Annotated in this window: 14 protein-coding genes, 1 rRNA gene and 1 pseudogene; 13 read left to right on the top strand and 3 right to left on the bottom strand. The window is 50.1% G+C overall.

Annotated elements, in window-relative coordinates:
- Window position 1: 1 nt before the first annotated feature.
- Entirely contained in the window at window positions 2-352 is a 351-nt protein-coding gene (rnpA, locus tag RW092_RS10595; RefSeq protein WP_009223342.1) for a ribonuclease P protein component, read from the bottom strand.
- 143 nt (window positions 353-495) lie between these two features.
- Window positions 496-630 (bottom strand): 50S ribosomal protein L34, encoded by a 135-nt coding sequence (gene rpmH, locus RW092_RS10590; RefSeq protein WP_009223341.1) that lies wholly within the window; start codon window positions 628-630, stop codon window positions 496-498.
- Window positions 631-1,011: 381 nt separating this feature from the next.
- On the opposite strand from rpmH, the gene gnd reads away from it, so the two are divergent.
- From gnd to gyrB, 10 genes and pseudogenes are all read left to right on the top strand, one after another.
- The gene (gnd, locus tag RW092_RS10585; protein ID WP_028540074.1) at window positions 1,012-1,911 is read left to right on the top strand and encodes a phosphogluconate dehydrogenase (NAD(+)-dependent, decarboxylating); all 900 of its coding nucleotides are present in this window, start codon (window positions 1,012-1,014) and stop codon (window positions 1,909-1,911) included.
- 128 nt (window positions 1,912-2,039) lie between these two features.
- The gene (locus RW092_RS10580; RefSeq protein ID WP_028540075.1) at window positions 2,040-2,711 is read left to right on the top strand and encodes a GntR family transcriptional regulator; all 672 of its coding nucleotides are present in this window, start codon (window positions 2,040-2,042) and stop codon (window positions 2,709-2,711) included.
- Between the two features lie 166 nt (window positions 2,712-2,877).
- Window positions 2,878-4,240: pseudogene (locus RW092_RS10575) on the top strand (GntP family permease).
- Between the two features lie 55 nt (window positions 4,241-4,295).
- Entirely contained in the window at window positions 4,296-5,852 is a 1,557-nt protein-coding gene (gene gntK, locus RW092_RS10570; RefSeq protein ID WP_316010187.1) for a gluconokinase, read from the top strand.
- Between the two features lie 519 nt (window positions 5,853-6,371).
- Entirely contained in the window at window positions 6,372-7,718 is a 1,347-nt protein-coding gene (dnaA, locus tag RW092_RS10565) for a chromosomal replication initiator protein DnaA (protein WP_016314593.1), read from the top strand.
- A 372-nt stretch (window positions 7,719-8,090) separates the two neighbouring features.
- Entirely contained in the window at window positions 8,091-9,233 is a 1,143-nt protein-coding gene (gene dnaN / locus RW092_RS10560; protein ID WP_028540078.1) for a DNA polymerase III subunit beta, read from the top strand.
- A 72-nt stretch (window positions 9,234-9,305) separates the two neighbouring features.
- Entirely contained in the window at window positions 9,306-9,530 is a 225-nt protein-coding gene (yaaA, locus tag RW092_RS10555) for a S4 domain-containing protein YaaA (RefSeq protein ID WP_016314594.1), read from the top strand.
- 58 nt (window positions 9,531-9,588) lie between these two features.
- Window positions 9,589-10,701, top strand: coding sequence for a DNA replication/repair protein RecF (gene recF, locus RW092_RS10550; RefSeq protein WP_316010186.1), 1,113 nt, complete (start codon window positions 9,589-9,591; stop codon window positions 10,699-10,701).
- A gap of 16 nt (window positions 10,702-10,717) precedes the next feature.
- Window positions 10,718-10,966, top strand: a complete 249-nt coding sequence (gene remB, locus RW092_RS10545; RefSeq protein ID WP_316010185.1) for an extracellular matrix regulator RemB — start codon at window positions 10,718-10,720, stop codon at window positions 10,964-10,966.
- A gap of 41 nt (window positions 10,967-11,007) precedes the next feature.
- Entirely contained in the window at window positions 11,008-12,912 is a 1,905-nt protein-coding gene (gene gyrB, locus RW092_RS10540; RefSeq protein ID WP_085169969.1) for a DNA topoisomerase (ATP-hydrolyzing) subunit B, read from the top strand.
- Window positions 12,913-12,990: 78 nt separating this feature from the next.
- On the opposite strand, the gene RW092_RS10535 is transcribed toward gyrB, so the two are convergent.
- Window positions 12,991-13,782 (bottom strand): YheC/YheD family protein, encoded by a 792-nt coding sequence (locus RW092_RS10535; protein WP_085279486.1) that lies wholly within the window; start codon window positions 13,780-13,782, stop codon window positions 12,991-12,993.
- Between the two features lie 347 nt (window positions 13,783-14,129).
- Between RW092_RS10535 and gyrA the strand changes: the two genes are divergently transcribed.
- The 3 genes from gyrA to RW092_RS10520 all read left to right on the top strand — a co-directional run.
- On the top strand, window positions 14,130-16,652 hold the full coding sequence (gyrA, locus tag RW092_RS10530; protein ID WP_316010184.1) for a DNA gyrase subunit A: 2,523 nt from the start codon (window positions 14,130-14,132) through the stop codon (window positions 16,650-16,652).
- A 281-nt stretch (window positions 16,653-16,933) separates the two neighbouring features.
- Window positions 16,934-18,046, top strand: coding sequence for an HD-GYP domain-containing protein (locus RW092_RS10525; RefSeq protein WP_028540083.1), 1,113 nt, complete (start codon window positions 16,934-16,936; stop codon window positions 18,044-18,046).
- A gap of 247 nt (window positions 18,047-18,293) precedes the next feature.
- A 16S ribosomal RNA gene (locus RW092_RS10520) occupies window positions 18,294-19,120 on the top strand; the annotation flags it as partial.

Raw genomic sequence — 19,120 nt, 5'->3', positions numbered from 1 at the left:
CCTAACGCCCGGAATCCCGCAGCAGCGAAGCTTTCCGAAGCACATGGAGCACGCTTTTTTCGAGGTCCTTATATTCCATTCCGACAGCCCCGTTCCGCACGATCAAGATCAGGTCGACATGGTCGCGAATCTCGGCTTCATGCAGCCGGACGATCTCCTTCAGCATTCGCCGCATCCGGTTGCGAACGACGGCATTTCCGATTTTTTTACTAGCCGAAACCCCTAGCCGAAAACGTTCAATCTCCGGTTTATTCGACCAATACACCACCAGTTGGCGATTCGCAAAGGATTTGCCAAACCGGTAGATCCGGTTAAAATCGGCGCGGTTTCTCAAACGAAGTTGTTTATGCACGAGCTATCTCCTTGATTCAAACTTCTACTTCGAGGTGGTTCAAAAGTCAGTTATCTAAATAGTATAGACCAAATTGCCGTAATGATCGCACAAGGTACAAATATATAAAAAAAAAGACCACCGCGGTGGTCCTTACGCACGCTTTACGCACTCAGTACTTTTCTGCCTTTGAGACGACGAGCAGCGAGAACCTTGCGGCCGTTTTTCGTGCTCATTCTTTTACGGAATCCGTGAACCTTTTTACGTTTGCTCACATTCGGTTTGAAAGTTGGTTTCATCTATCGCACCCCCTTACAGGAATATCATCATTATCTTTATGTTACCCATTTTCATATCCACAGAAAATGCCTTCATACATTTAACCACAACGCCTGGGAAAAGTCAACCGAACTTCCCCTTCCTCCCTTTTTCTTTTCCGTTATACACAATCCACAGCTTTCGTTTTTGAACTTCAATCCGCACAGTTTTCCACAGGCCTGACTAAGATTTTTTTTCGCATAGAAGTTATTCACATGTGGAAAAGTATTTTCATCATTAATCCTTCAAGTTCTCGCCAAAACGCTTTCATAATTATGGTTTACAGCCGAATCGAATCGGAGTATATTCAAATTGTAAGTTGTATACAAGTATACAAAAGAGAATTGCGAGGTGTTTTATAGATGAAATTAGGTATGGTTGGGCTTGGAAAAATGGGCTTCCATCTCGTTCTAAACCTGCTGGAGCATGGACATAACGTCGTGGCCTACGATATGAATTCCCAGTCCGTAGCAAACGCCGCTGAGAAAGGCGCGGTTCCCGCTGCCAGTCTGGAGGAGCTCGTAAAATCATTAGAAGCACCGCGGGTCGTTTGGGTGATGGTCCCAGCCGGTGCCCCGCTGCAATCGGTTGTGGACCAATTAACACCATTGTTAGATGCAGGCGACGTTGTCATCGACGGAGGAAATTCACATTATAAAAATTCGCTGGAACTTGCTCAGCAACTGGCGGAGCACGGGATTCGCTTCCTGGATGTTGGAACTTCCGGCGGCGTAGAAGGTGCGCACCAAGGCGGCTGCTTTATGATTGGCGGCGAGGAGGAAGCCTTCCGTCTGGTTGAGCCGGTCTTCCAAGACATCGCTGTATCCGGAGGTTATCTGTATACAGGACCATCCGGCAGCGGTCATTTCCTCAAAATGGTCCATAACGGAATCGAGTACGGCATGATGCAAGCGATCGCCGAAGGCTTCGAATTGCTGGACAAAAGCCAGTACAACTACGATTTCGAGCAAGTTGCCCGCGTATGGTCGAACGGTTCGGTGATCCGCAGTTGGTTGATGGAACTGACGCAAAGTGCTTTCGCCAAGGATCCGAAACTGGAAGGCATTCGCGGTGTGATGCACTCCTCCGGTGAAGGCAAATGGACAGTGGAAACCGCGCTGGATTTGCAAGCGAATGCGCCGGTGATCGCCATGTCCCTATTTATGCGTTATCGTTCACTCCAGGAGGACACTTTCCACGGCAAGGTTGTTGCAGCGCTGCGCAACGAATTTGGCGGCCACGCGGTCGAATCTGCGAAATAACTGCTGAAAAATTGCTGAAACCTAGCGCGAGTTTCCCCCATCTTTACGATTTTCATGCTATGATCGAAGTATTTAAAACTTCACGATCATTAAGCGGGATCATATCCCTTAGATAGGAGAAATATCGCATGCAATACCCTTCTTCTTGGTTAAAAGGCAGCTCGCTGGGTGAGTCAATCGCCGCGGAGCTTCGCCTGCAGATCATTAGCGGTACGATCAAACCGGGCACCGTTCTGTCCGAGAACCGCATCGCCGCGGATTTCGGCACGAGCCGTTCCCCGGTTCGCGAAGCACTGAAAACGCTCTCTAATGAAGGGCTGATCAACCTTCAGCGCATGGGGGTGGTGGTAAACGGCCTCAGCCTTAAAGACGTCGACGAATTATACGATGTTCGTTATCTGATCGAAAGCTTCGCCTCGAAACAGGTGGCCGAGAATCCGGAAGCGCTGCTCGCCCCGCTCGCGCAAATCATCGACAAAATGGAGCTTGCCGGCAAACACCGGGATATCGCGGAATTTGCTTACCAGGATCTCTGTTTTCACGAAACGATTATCGCTGGCGCTAACCATACGCGTATCATGCATCTATGGACCAGCATCCGCCACATTGTCATGACGGTGATGCTGATTACAACGCGTGAGGTGTTGTCACAAGACGATGACAAAATTAACTATGTGATCGGCAAACATCGCAAGCTGCTGCAGGGATTGGAATCCCGTGACCCCGGGATTATCGCACGGAACGTGGAAGAATACTTCGCTGACTCCCACCGCACGCTGCATACGAGCCTTCCACAATAACTAACCGAAGCGGCCTATCGGCCCTTTGTGCCTATTTTGTTGTCGACAAGTATACAATAATCAAATTTCGCTGGTTCTGATCATACTAAGAACATTTCCAGCACGATCATTTATGAAAGCGCTGAACTTAATCGCATCAAGATGACCCAAAAGAGGAGGAATTCCTTTGGACACCCTGTTTGGTATGAACCATAACGCTACGCTCTTATTTTGGACGCTGCTCACCATCGTTTTTTTGATCGTGTTGATCTCCAAATATAAATGGAATCCCTTCGTGACACTGCTGATCTCCGCCTTGCTGCTTGGACTTCTGGCGGGGATGAAGCCGCTGGACGTGGTCAGCTCCATCACAAGTGGTCTCGGTGGAACGCTCGGCACGATCGCCATCGTCATTGGTCTCGGTACGATGCTGGGAAAAATGATGGCCGAATCCGGCGGCGCAGAACGCATTGCCACCACGCTGGTTGACCGATTTGGCGAGAAACGGGTGCACTGGGCGATGATGCTCGTTGGTTTTATCGTTGGCATCCCGGTATTTTTTGAAGTTGGTGTTATTCTGCTGATTCCAATTGTTTTTACCGTTGCTAAGAAAACAAAAATGTCCCTGCTTCAAATCGGTATCCCGATCTTAGCGGGTCTGTCCACTGTACACGGACTCGTCCCGCCGCACCCCGCGCCGATGATCGCCATTGATGCTTATGGCGCAAATCTCGGCAAAACGCTGTTGTATTCAATTCTAATCGGCCTCCCGGTAGCGATCGTATCCGGTCCTCTGTTCGGTAAATATATCGGTAAACGGATTGTGCTGGAACCTCCGGCCGAGTTAGCGGAGCAATTCGCTGTCAAAGGGGATCGCAAGCTGCCGGGATTTGGGATTACGCTGTTTACCATTTTGCTGCCGGTCATTCTCATGTTAAATTGGCTCGATTGCTGATATCCTCGATCCGGAGGCTACGCATCCGATCACGCTGTTCTGTGAATTTATCGGACACGAGATCATGGCGCTGCTGATCGCAGTTGTATTCTCCTTCTTCTCCCTCGGCTACAGCCGCGGATTCAGCAAACAGGATCTCTCCAAATTCACAAGCGAATGTCTGGCACCGATCGCCGGGATCGTGTTAATTATCGGTGCCGGCGGTGCATTTAAGCAGGTGCTGATCAACAGCGGCGTCGGCGAAGCCATTGCAGAAATCGCCACCGGTGCACACGTGAACCTGATTCTCTTCTCTTGGTTCGTGGCAGCTTTGATCCGTGTCGCTACCGGTTCGGCCACGGTCGCCATGACAACGGCAGCGGGCATTGTCGCGCCTGTGCTGGCGATGACCCCTGGAGCCAACGTCGAGTTAGCCGTACTTGCTACCGGTGCAGGGTCAATCGTACTCTCCCACGTAAACGATGCCGGGTTCTGGATGGTGAAGGAGTTCTTTAATATGTCGGTACCGCAAACTCTCAAATCTTGGACCGTCATGGAAACGCTCCTGTCCGTTGCAGGATTGTTGCTAATCCTCGTGTTGAGCTTTATTTTCTAAGGTAAACCTCATTACAATGGAAATACGAAAATATGAAATAGAGAGAAGGTAGGTTATGGGTACCGTTACACATATGATCGGCCTCGATATCGGAACGACCAGCACGAAGGCGGTATTATACGAACGCAGCGGCCAAGTGATCACTACGGCCAATGAGGAGTATCCGCTGTATACCCCTTCCGCCGCCGTGGCGGAGCAGGATCCGGAAGAGATTTTTGCGGCCGTGATCGCCGCGGTAGGCAAGGTCATGAAAACCGGCGGCATCGCTCCCGAACAAATCGGATTCGTTTCCTTCAGCTCGGCGATGCACAGCGTCATCCCGCTGGATAGTGAGGGCAAACCGCTGATGCGCTGTCTCACCTGGGCGGACAATCGCAGTGCGGATTGGTCGGAGAAGCTGAAGAATGAGCTGGGCGGACACGAGATATATTTGCGCACCGGCACGCCAGTTCATCCGATGTCTCCGCTCACGAAGCTGCTTTGGCTGCGCCATGAGAAGGCTGACATTTTTGCAAAGGCTCGCAAATTCGTATCGATTAAGGAATATGTTTTCCTTAAGTTGTTTGGGGAGTACGTCGTCGATTATTCCATTGCATCGGCCACTGGATTATTGAACCTCGAACGCTTAGATTGGGACGAAGAAGCGCTGCAGGTGGCCGGCATTACGCCGGAGCATCTGTCCAAGCTCGTGCCGACGACACACGTCCTGCAAGGCCTGGCGCCTGACTACGCCAATGCCATGGGACTCGCTCCCTCCACTCGCTTCGTCATCGGCGCCAGTGACGGCGTCCTGTCCAATCTCGGGGTCGATGCCATCGACCCCGGCGTTGTCGCCGTCACGATCGGCACCAGCGGGGCAATTCGCACCGTGGTCGACCGGCCGAGAACCGATCCCAAGGGCCGAATCTTCTGCTACGCGCTGACGGATCAGCATTGGGTGATCGGGGGTCCGGTCAACAACGGCGGCGTCATCTTCCGCTGGGTGCGGGACGAATTCGCCGCTTCTGAGGTTGAAACGGCGAAACGGCTTGGGATCAGCCCGTACGACGTGCTGACCAAAATCGGTGAACGCGTCGCTCCGGGTTCAGACGGCCTGCTCTTCCACCCTTACCTGGCCGGCGAACGGGCGCCGCTCTGGAACCCTCATGCCCGCGGCTCCTTCTTCGGGCTGACGCTGCATCATCAGAAGGAGCATATGATCCGCGCCGTGCTGGAGGGTGTCATTTACAACCTCTACACCGTGCTCCTGGCGATGGAGGAACAAATCGGTCGTCCTCAGAAAATTCAAGCCACAGGCGGCTTCGCCCGCTCCCCATTATGGCGGCAAATGATGGCTGATATTTTCGACCAGCAGGTCGTCATTCCGGAGAGCTTTGAAAGCTCCTGCTTAGGGGCTGTAGTACTCGGTCTGTATGCTTTAGGCGAGATTGACTCCTTTGAAGTCGTCAAAGATATGGTTGGCGGCACCCATGAGCATTCGCCAAACCCGGAGCATGCGGCGATTTATAAGCAGCTGCTGCCCATCTACATCCGCATCTCGCGAAAGCTGGAGGAAGAATACGAGGCGATTGCCAAGTTCCAGCAGCAACAGCAACAACAATCTGAGCAGTAAAGACGCTCTGACATCCATACAAAAACGAATCCGATCGTCCCTTTGGGCGGTCGGATTTTTATTTTCTATATAATAGCCAGAACTTGCTCTCTATCCTCGATGGTTGAATTATTCACAGCCGAAACTCGAAGATTGAGGAGAGATCCGAATAAGCTGTGAATATTTTTTTTGAGATTTTGCAGCTGTCTGTCGAATTTTAAACAAATTATAAACAATATGTAGTGGTGTGAATGAGAATTATGCACAAGTTATTGAATTTGTGGATAAAAGCCGAGATCTCATTGAAAAACAAGCCTTCTTTTGCTATGATTATATTGTTTTCGTTGTGAATATCTCTGTTTATCCGCTGAATTATTAACAGGCTGTGGATAACATTGTGAACAATTCGAAAATAAATTATTTTATAATGATTATACTTTACTGAACATTGGGGATAAAATTCCCCTTTATTTATGTTTTTTCGACTTCTTTCTGCATGGCTTAAGCCACAATTGGAAGATTTAAAAGGAGTGACAGTCTGTGGACAGCCATACTTCGGAAATATGGCAACATATTTTATCTATTATTAATACGAAATTAAGCAAACCGAGCTTTGACACTTGGTTTAAGGCGACGAAGGTCGTCTCCTTAACCGATCGGTCAATTGTGATCTCCGCTCCGACCACGTTCGCTGTGGAATGGCTCGAGAGCCGCTACACCAAGCTGGTGGCAACGACGGTATTCGAGGTGATCGGCAAGCAGGTGGATGTCTCATTCGTGATCGAAGAGTCGGCTCCCCCCGAGCAAGCTCAGGTTTATAAGGAACCCCCCGCTCCCGTCCCAAGCGAGGAAAGCGTTTCCCATATGCTTAATCCGAAGTATACGTTTGACACCTTCGTTATTGGCTCCGGCAACCGGTTTGCTCATGCCGCTTCGTTGGCGGTCGCCGAGGCACCGGCGCGGGCGTACAATCCGCTGTTCCTCTACGGCGGTGTGGGACTTGGCAAGACGCATCTGATGCATGCGATTGGCCATTACATTTTGGAACACAGCCCCAGCAGTAAAGTCGTGTACATTTCCTCCGAGAAATTCACGAATGAATTCATCAACTCCATCCGGGATAACCGCGCGGAAAGCTTCCGTAACAAATACCGCAATATTGATATTTTGCTGATCGACGACATTCAGTTTCTGGCCGGCAAGGAATCAACTCAGGAAGAGTTCTTCCATACATTTAATGCGTTGCATGAAGAACGCAAGCAAATCATTATTTCCAGTGACCGTCCGCCGAAGGAAATTCCGACGCTGGAAGAACGGCTTCGCTCCCGATTTGAATGGGGACTGATCACCGATATACAGCCGCCGGATCTGGAGACCCGGATCGCTATTTTGCGGAAGAAAGCTAAAGCGGAGAACCTCGATATCCCTAACGAAGCGATGATGTACATCGCCAATCAGATCGATACGAACATCCGCGAGCTGGAAGGAGCACTCATCCGTGTCGTCGCCTACTCTTCCTTGATCAATCAGGACATTACGACTCATTTGGCCGCTGAAGCGCTCAAGGACATTATCCCATCCAGTCGTCCGAAGATGATCACGATCCAGGACATTCAACAGAAGGTTGGCGAGTATTACAATTTGAAGCTGGACGACTTCAAGGCGCGCAAAAGAACCAAAGCGATCGCGTTTCCGCGGCAAATCGCCATGTATTTGGCCCGGGAGCTCACCGATTTCTCGCTGCCGAAGATCGGCGATGCTTTTGGCGGAAGAGACCATACAACCGTCATCCATGCGCATGAGAAAATCACCCAGCAGCTCAAAACCGATCAGGAGCTCTATAAAATCATCAACAACATAACCGAAAAAATAAAAAGTGCTACCTGAATAAGGGATAAGCCTATGCACATGATATGCACATGTGGATAGGCTTCATTTCATATTTTTTCAATTGTTATCCACATATTCAGTGCCCCTACTACTTCTTCTAATCTATAAAGATATAAACATCTTCATAAGTAGCGGACAAGCCGCTCACTGCAGAAGTCACAACCGCTGCGCTTGTCCAGTTCAACGAAGAAGATCATAAGGATGGATGCATGAACCGCCTCAACACCGTACATACCTCAAAATTATGCTTCGGAGGTCAAAATTATGACGGTTCCCTTTCGAGGCAGTGTTGAAATTTTGCTTAATGTTTCATGTGAAGTATGCCCATAGAAGCTTTAGGCTTCATAACCACTTTTAGGAGTTGAATTTATGAAAGTCCGTATTTTGAAGCATGATCTCAATGAATCGATCCAACACGTATCCAAGGCGATTTCGAGCCGGACCACGATTCCGATTTTGACCGGGATCAAGCTGGATGTGAACTTTCAAGGGATGACTCTGACGGCCAGCGATACGGACATTTCGATTCAGGCCTTTATTCCGGCGGAGGATCAGGAGAAGCAAATCGTACAAGTCGAGCGTCCGGGGAGCGTTGTGTTGCCTGCGAAGTTCTTTGTCGAGATCATCAAGAAGCTGCCTTCCTCCGAAATCGAAATGGAGGTGCAGGACGGATTCCAAACCTTTATCCGTTCCGGATCAACTGATATCCAAATGGTAGGTCTGGATCCAGAGGAATTCCCTGTATTGCCGAGCATCGAAGAAAATCAGGTCATTTCGATTCCCGGCGATTTGTTGAAGAACATGATTCGGCAAACGGTATTTTCCATTTCAACAAACGAAACTTCGCCGATCTTAACTGGGGTACTCTGGAACCTGGCAGATAACCAGTTCAAATTCGTAGCAACGGACCGCCACCGCCTGGCCAGCCGGATTGCCGGTCTGGATGATGCAGAGGGCGTACGATTCAGCAACATTGTTATTGCCGGTAAAACGCTCAACGAGCTGAGCAAAATCATCCCGGATCAAAATACGCGCGTTGAAATCGTCGTTGCTGACAACCAGGTGTTATTCAAAATTGATCGCGTATTGTTCTACACTCGCATTCTCGACGGGACTTATCCGGATACTTCCAAGATTATTCCGACCACGTATAAAACAGAACTGATCTTGGATACGAAGAAATTAAGCGATTCGATCGACCGCGCTTATTTGCTGTCTCGTGAGGAAAAGACGAATATCGTCCGCCTGCAAACGATGGAAGACGGAACGATCGAAATTTCCTCCAGCTCCTCGGAGTTGGGTAAGGTTACGGAGCAGTTGGATGTAGCCCATTTTTCGGGGGATCCACTGCGCATTTCCTTTAACTCGAAATATATGTTGGACGTTCTGAAGGTCGTAGAGAGCGAGCAGCTGCACATCGGGTTTACAGGCGCGATGAGCCCGATCATCATTAAACCGGTGGACGACAGCCAGAGCTTATATCTGATTCTTCCATACCGGACAACGAACTAAGATCATTGGCGTCATAGCATGTTTCCAGCGGAAGCATTTTGGCGATACCAACAGAAAGGAAACCGATTCCTCATGAAAATAATTCCCATCTCGAGCGAATATATTAAATTAGATTCTTTCCTGAAGCTGGCGGATTGCGTGCCAACCGGAGGGATGGCCAAGGCGATCCTCCAGGAAGGTGCTGTGAAGGTGAATGGCGAACCGGAAGAGCGGCGGGGCCGGAAATTGTATCCGGGCGATCGCGTTGAGGTGGAAGGTTGCGGCTCTTTTCAGGTGGCGGGAGAACAAGCTCCCTGAAGTGGCCTGCCTGTGGCCCTGTGGCCGAGGACTGGCGGAGAATGAGGGGGCTTAGAACGTGTTTGTAAATCGTTTATCGCTGCAAAACTACCGGAATTACGGTACCCTTACGCTGGACGCCTTCGGCGCCGTGAACCTGATCATCGGGCGGAATGCCCAAGGGAAAACGAACCTGCTTGAGGCGTTATTCGTCCTTGCGCTGACGAAGTCGCACCGGACCGGCAAAGACAAGGAGCTGATCGCGTTCGGCAGCGACCATGCGCTGGTGTCCGCGGAGGTGGAGAAGAAGTACGGCCCAGTCCAACTCGAGCTTCGACTATCTCCACAAGGCAAGAAGGCGAAGCTCAATGGTCTGGAACAGAGGAAGCTGAGTGATTTTATCGGGGCAATGAATGTGGTGATGTTTGCTCCGGAGGATCTGGAAATCGTCAAGGGAACTCCCGGGGTACGGCGCCGGTTTCTTGACATGGAGATCGGGCAGGTACAGCCGAGTTACTTATATCATTTGCAGCAGTATCAGAAGGTGCTGATCCAGCGCAATAACTTGCTCAAACAGGCTTGGGGCGCTGGTCCCGAAATCACGACGATGTTGGAGATTTGGAACGAACAGCTGGTCCAACACGGTGTTAAAATTATCAAAAAAAGGAAACAATTTATAAGTAAACTGCAAAAGTGGGCGGAGCAGATTCACGAGGGAATCACCGGAGGCGGCGAAACCTTGAAATTGGCATATCTCCCCTCTTTTGGCACAGCCGAAGAAGAAAATGAAGCTGTCCTATTGCAGCAATTTATGATAAAGTTATCACAAATGAAGGATCAGGAGATTCGCCGCGGGATGACGCTGTGTGGACCGCATCGCGATGATCTGTCGTTTATTATCAACGGCAATGAAGCACAGGTGTATGGGTCCCAAGGCCAGCAGCGGACGACGGCATTATCGTTGAAACTGGCGGAAATTGAACTCATTCATGAGGAAATCGGCGAATACCCGATTCTCTTGCTGGATGACGTGTTGTCGGAGCTGGATCCGTACCGCCAAACCCAATTGATCGAAACGTTTCAGAGTAAAGTGCAGACGTTCATCACGGCTACAGGGATCGAGAGCATCAATGCAAGCCGGTTACAGGACGCCAGCATTTTTCATGTTCAGGAAGGACAAGTCCAAGGTTAAGGACGGAGGGAAACGGATGTATATACATTTGGGCGGAGAAAAGGTGATCCTCTCTTCGGAATTGATTGCAATTTTCGATATCACGATCGAGAAGTCTTCAAAAATATCCAAGCAATTCCTCAGCCATGCGTTGGAGACGAAGAACATGGTACGCATCGGTGAGGAGGAACCGAAGTCTATTGTCGTGACCCAAAACGAGATCTATTACTCGCCGATCTCCTCCGCTACGCTGAAGAAGAAAGCGAACGTGATTTTGGCGGTTTAGCCTTGAATTTGATTCTAAAGAAGTAGGTGAAGGCATTGTCAATGAACGAACAAACATATGACGAGAGTAATATTCAGGTGCTTGAAGGCTTAGAAGCGGTGCGCAAACGTCCAGGGATGTACATCGGGTCTACTAGCGTACGCGGCCTGCATCACCTGGTATGGGAAGTCGTAGACAATAGTATCGACGAAGCGCTGGCCGGCTATGCGAACAAAATTAGTGTTACGGTGCATCCTGATAACAGCGTAACGGTTGAGGATAACGGCCGGGGGATTCCGGTTGGGATGAATGAAAAGCTGCAGAAGTCGACGCTGGAAGTCGTCATGACTGTGCTTCATGCCGGGGGGAAATTCGGCGGCGGCGGGTATAAAGTATCCGGGGGCTTGCACGGTGTAGGTGTCTCCGTCGTAAATGCCCTGTCGACAAAGGTGATCGTTGAAGTTAAGCGCGACGGTCATATCTATCAGCAGGAATACCACCGCGGCACACCTCAATACGACGTACGGGTAATCGGCGACACGACGGAAACGGGAACGAAAACGACGTTTTACCCGGACCCTGAAATTTTTACAGAGACGACGGTCTTTGATTATAATACGTTGCTGACGCGGATTCGCGAACTCGCTTTCCTGAACAAAGGGATCAACATCTCGCTGACGGACGAACGGACAGGTCAGAGCGAGTCGTTCCACTACGAAGGCGGCATTATGGAGTATGTCCGCTTCCTGAATCAGAACCGTGAAGTGCTCCATGAGGATCCAATTTACGTTGAAGGTCAGCGGGATATGATCCAGGTGGAAATCTCACTGCAATATAACGATGGCTATACGGAGAATATTTTTTCTTTCGCCAACAACATTCATACTCACGAGGGCGGGACGCATGAGTCCGGCTTCAAGAGTGCCCTGACCCGGATCATTAACGATTATGCACGCAAGTCGGGCATGATTAAGGAGAACGATTCCAACTTGACCGGGGATGATGTGCGCGAAGGGTTAACAGCGATCATTTCCGTCAAAATTCCAGAGCCTCAGTTTGAGGGGCAAACGAAAACCAAGCTGGGCAACAGTGAAGTCCGCGGGATCGTGGAATCGCTCTTTGCCGAGAAGCTGCAGGAGTTCATGGATGAGAATCCGTCCGTGTCCCGGCGCATTTTGGAGAAATCGCTTCAAGCTTCGCGGGCGCGGGAAGCTGCCCGGAAGGCTCGCGAACTGACGCGGCGTAAGAGTGCACTGGAAGTCAGCGCCCTGCCGGGCAAGCTGGCAGACTGCTCTTCGAAGGATGCCTCGATCAGCGAACTGTATATCGTCGAAGGTGACTCGGCGGGCGGATCGGCGAAGCAAGGACGGGATCGTCACTTCCAGGCGATCTTGCCGCTGCGCGGTAAGATCTTGAACGTCGAGAAAGCACGGCTTGACCGCATCCTCGGGAATGCGGAGATTCGGGCGATCATCACGGCACTTGGCACCGGGATTGGTGAAGATTTTGATATCTCGAAGGCACGGTACCATAAGATTATCATCATGACGGATGCTGACGTCGACGGGGCGCATATTCGTACATTGCTCTTAACGTTCTTCTTCCGCTACATGCGTAAAATCATTGAGGCAGGGTATGTTTACATCGCGCAGCCGCCGCTCTTTAAGATCGAACGCAACAAGGTGGTTCGTTACGCGAACTCTGAGAAAGAACGCGATCAAATCATCGCTGAATTTGGTGAGGGCGCGAAAGTGAATGTGCAGCGGTACAAAGGTCTAGGCGAGATGAATGCGGAACAGCTCTGGGAGACCACAATGGATCCGGAGAGCCGTGTAATGCAGCAAGTCTCGATCTCTGACGCCATCCAGGCGGATGCGATCTTTGATACACTGATGGGGGATAACGTCGAACCACGGCGCGAATTCATTCACGAGCATGCGAAATACGTTAAGAATCTCGATATCTAAGGGATAGCGGGAGCCAATAGAAAAGGCTGTTCTATACTCTCCGGACTTACATCCGGAAGAATGGGAACAGCCTTTTTTCTATTTTGCTTTGGCGGATTTCGCTTTCAGTCGGCCGTAAGCGGTGGCGTAACGCCGGATCTTTTGATAGACCTCTTTCGGATGGAGCATTTTGAAGGGGAAGAGAGCGGGCTTTGTATTGATTTCCAAGATCCAGATCCGATGATCTTCGTCGATAGCGATGTCCAATCCGATTTCCTTGAGCTGCGGAAACTTCCGAGCAAGTTGGATGGCGGCCTGAACGCCAATGGACTTCATTTCCTTGTATTTTTCGGCAAACTCTTTAGGGGTCATATAGGGGCTGAGCAGATCCTCAATCAGCATTACGCTGCCGCCGCCGTGATAATTGGTGATGACCTTCTGCTGGGCGGCAATCCTCCCGATAAATCCGGTGGTTTCCCAGGTCTTCCGCGGGGTCTGCTGGACGAGCGCGCGGATATCGAACCTGCGGCGGCGGTAGGTGAGGAGACGGATGCCTTTTTGGATCAGGTAAGGTTTAGATCCCATCTTGGCGACAAGCGCGTCATGAAGCTCCTCGATCGTGGGGTAGAGCTCGTATTCAATTCCGTATCTAAGCTTATACTGAAGCGGGCTGCCTGGGCTCAGGTCATCCGTCCATTTCTCAATGCTCATCACACCGATGCCATAGGTGCCGTGATCCGGTTTGACGAAGACATAGCCGTATTCCTCCAGCATATCCTGAAGATGCTCATAGGAATATTTTCGCGTATCCGGAATGTAGGGACGAAGAGATTCCTTCTGGTAGATCACTCTCGTTTTCTCCCACTTGCTTGCAATACGTTGGATCGTCAAAACGTTTATCCTTCCTTTCTTTCGGACCGGAAAGACGGCCCGTTGTCATCTGCGCGTTATGCGAAAAACATAGGACAGAAGAGAAAAACAATGGTATAATTATAAGATATGGGGATTTTATAAGCTTTTTCAGCGATTCAAAGAAAATGCCTATATCCGTAGTGTATGAACGTTCGATTCGATGGGAGTGGACACATCCCTAATTTTTTGCTGTCTACATGGATCGTGTTTCAAGGCCGGTCACGTTTAATTGAGCTTGAATTGTGAAAGTAATATAATGAAAGTGGCGGTTTTTCGGGCTTTTTCCCATACGAAGGCACGTGGATAGATTATGAAGGAGGTCCAGCATGGCGGAAGAAAAATTCTCTCAAATCATAGATCGGGACATTAATGTGGAAATGCGCGAGTCTTTTATGGACTATGCCATGAGCATTATTGTCAGCCGTGCGTTGCCGGATGTGCGGGATGGTTTGAAGCCGGTGCATCGTCGCATTCTCTATGCGATGTCGGATTTAGGAATGCATCCGGACAAACCATTTAAGAAGTCAGCGAGAATCGTCGGTGAAGTCATCGGTAAATATCATCCTCACGGTGATTCCGCCGTTTACGAGACGATGGTACGGATGGCGCAGGATTTCTCGATGAGATATATGCTTGTCGAAGGCCATGGTAACTTTGGTTCGGTCGACGGGGATATGGCTGCAGCGATGCGGTATACGGAAGCGCGTTTATCCAAAATCGCTATGGAAATGCTGCGTGACATCAATAAAGAAACCATCGATTTCATGCCGAACTACGACGGTGAGGAGCAGGAACCGGTCGTGCTGCCTTCCCGCTTCCCGAACCTGCTGGTGAATGGGGTATCGGGGATCGCGGTTGGGATGGCAACGAATATCCCTCCGCATAACTTAGGGGAAGTCATCGACGGGGTTCATGCGTTGATTAAGAATCCGGAGATCAGTTCGCTGGAATTGATGGATTATATCAAAGGTCCGGATTTTCCTACGGCTGCTTATATTTTAGGCCGCTCGGGGATCCGTCAGGCGTATACAACAGGACGCGGCTCCATTACGATGCGGGCGAAGACCACGATTGAGGAGCATAACAACAAAGCGCGGATCGTCGTGGAAGAGCTGCCTTATCAGGTCAACAAGGCCCGTCTGGTCGAAAAAATCGCCGAATTGGTTCGCGAGAAGAAAATTGACGGAATTACCGATTTGCGCGATGAGTCGGACCGTACAGGCATGCGTGTGGTGATCGAGCTTCGGCGGGATGTCAATCCGAACGTCGTGCTGAACAACCTGTATAAGCATACGGCGCTGCAAAGCACTTTTGGCATTAATATGCTGGCGATTGTAAACAATGAACCGAAGATTCTGACGCTGAAAGATGTCTTAAGTCATTACTTGCAGCATCAGGTTGAAGTGGTTCGCCGGCGTACTGAATTTGATTTGAAGAAAGCCGAAGCCCGGGCACATATCCTGGAAGGCTTGCGAATTGCCTTGGATCACATCGATGAAGTGATCGCTTTGATCCGGGGATCGAATTCGGATGAAGAAGCTCGTGAAGGCTTGATGACTCGGTTTGGTCTGAGCCTCGAACAAGCCCAAGCGATTCTCGATATGAGACTCCGCCGGTTAACCGGATTGGAGCGCGAGAAGATTGAAGAAGAATATAACGAATTGCTCCAGAAGATCGCTGAATATCGTGAAATTCTGGCCAATGAACAGCTCGTGCTGAAAATTATCGCTGATGAGCTGCAGGAAATCCGTGACCGCTACGCGGATGAACGCCGTACGGAAATTACGATCGGCGAAGAAAGCATCCTCGACGAGGATTTGATTCCTCAAGAGGAAGTGGTCATCACGATTACGCATACCGGCTACATCAAACGATTGCCGGTGACAACGTACCGCAGCCAGAAGCGCGGCGGGCGCGGCGTCGTCGGGATGGACACCAAGGATAATGATTTCGTGGAGCATTTGTTCGTGACGAACTCCCACCATTATCTGATGTTCTTCACCGATCGCGGGAAGGCGTATCGCCTCAAAGCGTACGAGATCCCAGAGCTGGGACGTACGGCTCGGGGGACGCCAATTATTAACCTGATTCAGATTGAACAGGGCGAGACGGTTAATGCGGTCATCGAGGTTGAGCGTTTTGATGATAACAAGTATTTGTTCTTTGCTACGAAGCAGGGGATCGTCAAGAAGACGCCAATCGAAGACTATATCAATATCCGCAAAGGCGGATTGATTGCCGTCAACCTGCGCGAAGACGATACGTTAATTGATGTGAAGCTGACCGATGGCAATGAAGAAGTGATCATGGGTACGGCACAAGGGATGTCGATCCGGTTCCCAGAAAGCGATGTACGCTCCATGGGGCGGGCGGCTACCGGCGTAAAAGGGATCACGCTGGATGAAGGCGACTCCGTCATCGGCATGGATGTTGTGGTTCCGGGGCAGGATGTCCTGATCGTAACCGCCAAAGGTTACGGGAAGCGGACCCCAGTTTCCGAATATCGCACGCAAAGCCGCGGCGGTAAGGGGATTAAGACGATTAATGTCACAGAGAAGAACGGCACGGTCGTCGGACTCAAAGTCGTTAAGGATGAAGAGGATCTGATGATTATTACCGCCAGCGGTACGCTGATTCGGACCAGCATGGAAGGCATTTCTACGATGGGTCGGAACACGCAAGGCGTGAAGCTGATTAATATCCGTGAGGACGATGCCGTGGCGACGGTTTGCCGTACGGATAAGAGCGAGGAAGAAGACCAAGACGTAGAAGCTGAGTCCTCCCAGGACGAAGGCCAAGCAGTTGAAGGTCAAAGCTTGGAATCTGAACAAGATCACAACGAAGAATAATTGAGTTTCCTGGTTTACGGGACAACATGGCTGGAAAGTTAGGAATAACGGCCCAACCTTAGGAGTAAACGAGCCTTAGAATCAAGTCTAAGGCTCGTTTTTTTGATTGACGGTACGGAAGTGATTGCGGTGTACTTTTTATCTAGAAAAAAGAAAGATTGCTTGCTATTTTGCCGAAGTACTATAATAGGATTAAAGAACACTAGTTCTTTGTACCTAGAAAATACTGGGATTTAAAATGACTCGGGATTCCTAGTCTTACCCTAAGGAGAGAATAAAGGATGGTAAGTATCTCAATCGCAGATGTTAAACCGGGAGTTAAACTGAATAATCACGTATATAGCCCATTGGGTGGTCTTTTGTTGCAGAAGGGCAAGGTTTTGCTTCCGAGGGATTTGGACATCCTGCGCGCCTTTATGATCCAACAGATTGAAGTGGAAGACTTTGTGGTTCCCGAGCGTAAAGCGACAGAGGTCCATGAATCTACCAAGTTAGCTTCGACAGGAGCAGCAGGAAAGGCGACGGCCGGGACCGCAAGTCAAGTGACGATGAGTCCATTGACTTCGTTGCACCTCGAATACGACCGGATGTTGCATTTAACGAAAAGCGCGTTTCAATCCGTATTGGCTGCAGAGTTGCCGATTTACGAGCTCCGCAATCAGTTGGAGGCGCTCTTCCGTCAGTTGAAGCATTACAATGTGCTGACGTTTATCCCGCGCAATATGAACGAATACGATTATATGTATCATAACGCCATTCTCTGCTCGATTACGTCCTATTTGCTGGCGCAATGGCATGGGTTGCCCCAGAAAGATTGGATGCAGGTGGCATTTGCCGGATTGCTGCACGATATTGGTAATACGAAAATCGATCCGATGATTCTGTATAAGCCAACGCAGTTGACTCCAGAAGAAGTTGATGAAATGCGAATGCACACGACCTATGGCTATCAGCAGCTGCGCAAAACTGCTGCGATTAATGAGGGCGTTCGGCTGACGGCGTTGCAACATCATGAGAAGATGGATGGTACGGGGTATCCGTTCCGGTTGACCGGCGATAAAATTCATATCTACGCGAAAATCGTTAGCGTGGCGGATATTTTTCATGCCATGACGTTAAACCGCCGATACCGTAAAGCGAAATCTCCTTATTTAGTGCTGGAGGAAATCCGGTCTGAGGCATTTGGCAAGCTGGATCCTGGCGTTGTGCAAACCTTCATGGATAAGGTGACCCAATTCCATAACGGGACGCGGGTACGTTTAAGCGATGGGAGTGAAGGGGAGATTATATTCTCTGACCGGAATCACCCGACGCGCCCAATGGTCTCCGTTCAAGGACGAATTGTCAATTTGGTTGTGGACAGACAGCTGTATATCGAGGAAGTTCTTTCCTAGGGTTGATTTTTAGGTTCGTTTTGGGGTATATTATTACTTACCCGCTGAGATTTGTGAAAGGCTGAGTAAGACTGGAATTGAATAGTTGAATAAAAAAGTCTTGCAAGTTTCTCAAAAGGGTGATATACTATAAAAGTTGTCGCCGATAAGGTGATAACGAAGTTGATCTTTGAAAACTGAACAACGAGTGAGTAATAAATCGAGATTAAATCTCGTCAGTTTTTTCTAAATGAGCAAGTCAAACACTTTATTGGAGAGTTTGATCCTGGCTCAGGACGAACGCTGGCGGCGTGCCTAATACATGCAAGTCGAGCGGAGTTTATCGGGAGCTTGCTCCTGATAAACTTAGCGGCGGACGGGTGAGTAACACGTAGGCAACCTGCCCGTAAGACTGGGATAACTACCGGAAACGGTAGCTAATACCGGATACGCAAGTCTCTCGCATGAGGGACTTGGGAAAGGCGGAGCAATCTGTCACTTACGGATGGGCCTGCGGCGCATTAGCTAGTTGGTGGGGTAACGGCTCACCAAGGCGACGATGCGTAGCCGACCTGAGAGGGTGAACGGCCACACTGGGACTGAGACACGGCCCAGACTCCTACGGGAGGCAGCAGTAGGGAATCTTCCGCAATGGACGAAAGTCTGACGGAGCAACGCCGCGTGAGTGATGAAGGTTTTCGGATCGTAAAGCTCTGTTGCCAGGGAAGAACGTCCGTTAGAGTAACTGCTAACGGAGTGACGGTACCTGAGAAGAAAGCCCCGGCTAACTACGTGCCAGCAGCCGCGGTAATACGTAGGGGGCGAGCGTTGTCCGGAATTATTGGGCGTAAAGCGCGCGCAGGCGGCTGTTTAAGTCTGGTGTTTAATCCTGGGGCTCAACCCCGGGTCGCACTGGAAACTGGGCAGCTTGAGTGCAGAAGAGGAGAGTGGAATTCCACGTGTAGCGGTGAAATGCGTAGAGATGTGGAGGAACACCAGTGGCGAAGGCGACTCTCTGGGCTGTAACTGACGCTGAGGCGCGAAAGCGTGGGGAGCAAACAGGATTAGATACCCTGGTAGTCCACGCCGTAAACG

Origin of the sequence: Paenibacillus sp. 3LSP (assembly GCF_032465655.1) — a bacterium.
In the GTDB taxonomy this organism is placed as follows: Bacteria; Bacillota; Bacilli; order Paenibacillales; family Paenibacillaceae; genus Fontibacillus; species Fontibacillus barengoltzii.
The sequence above is the reverse complement of the archived record's forward strand: the minus strand, read 5'-3'. Positions and strand labels throughout refer to the sequence as shown.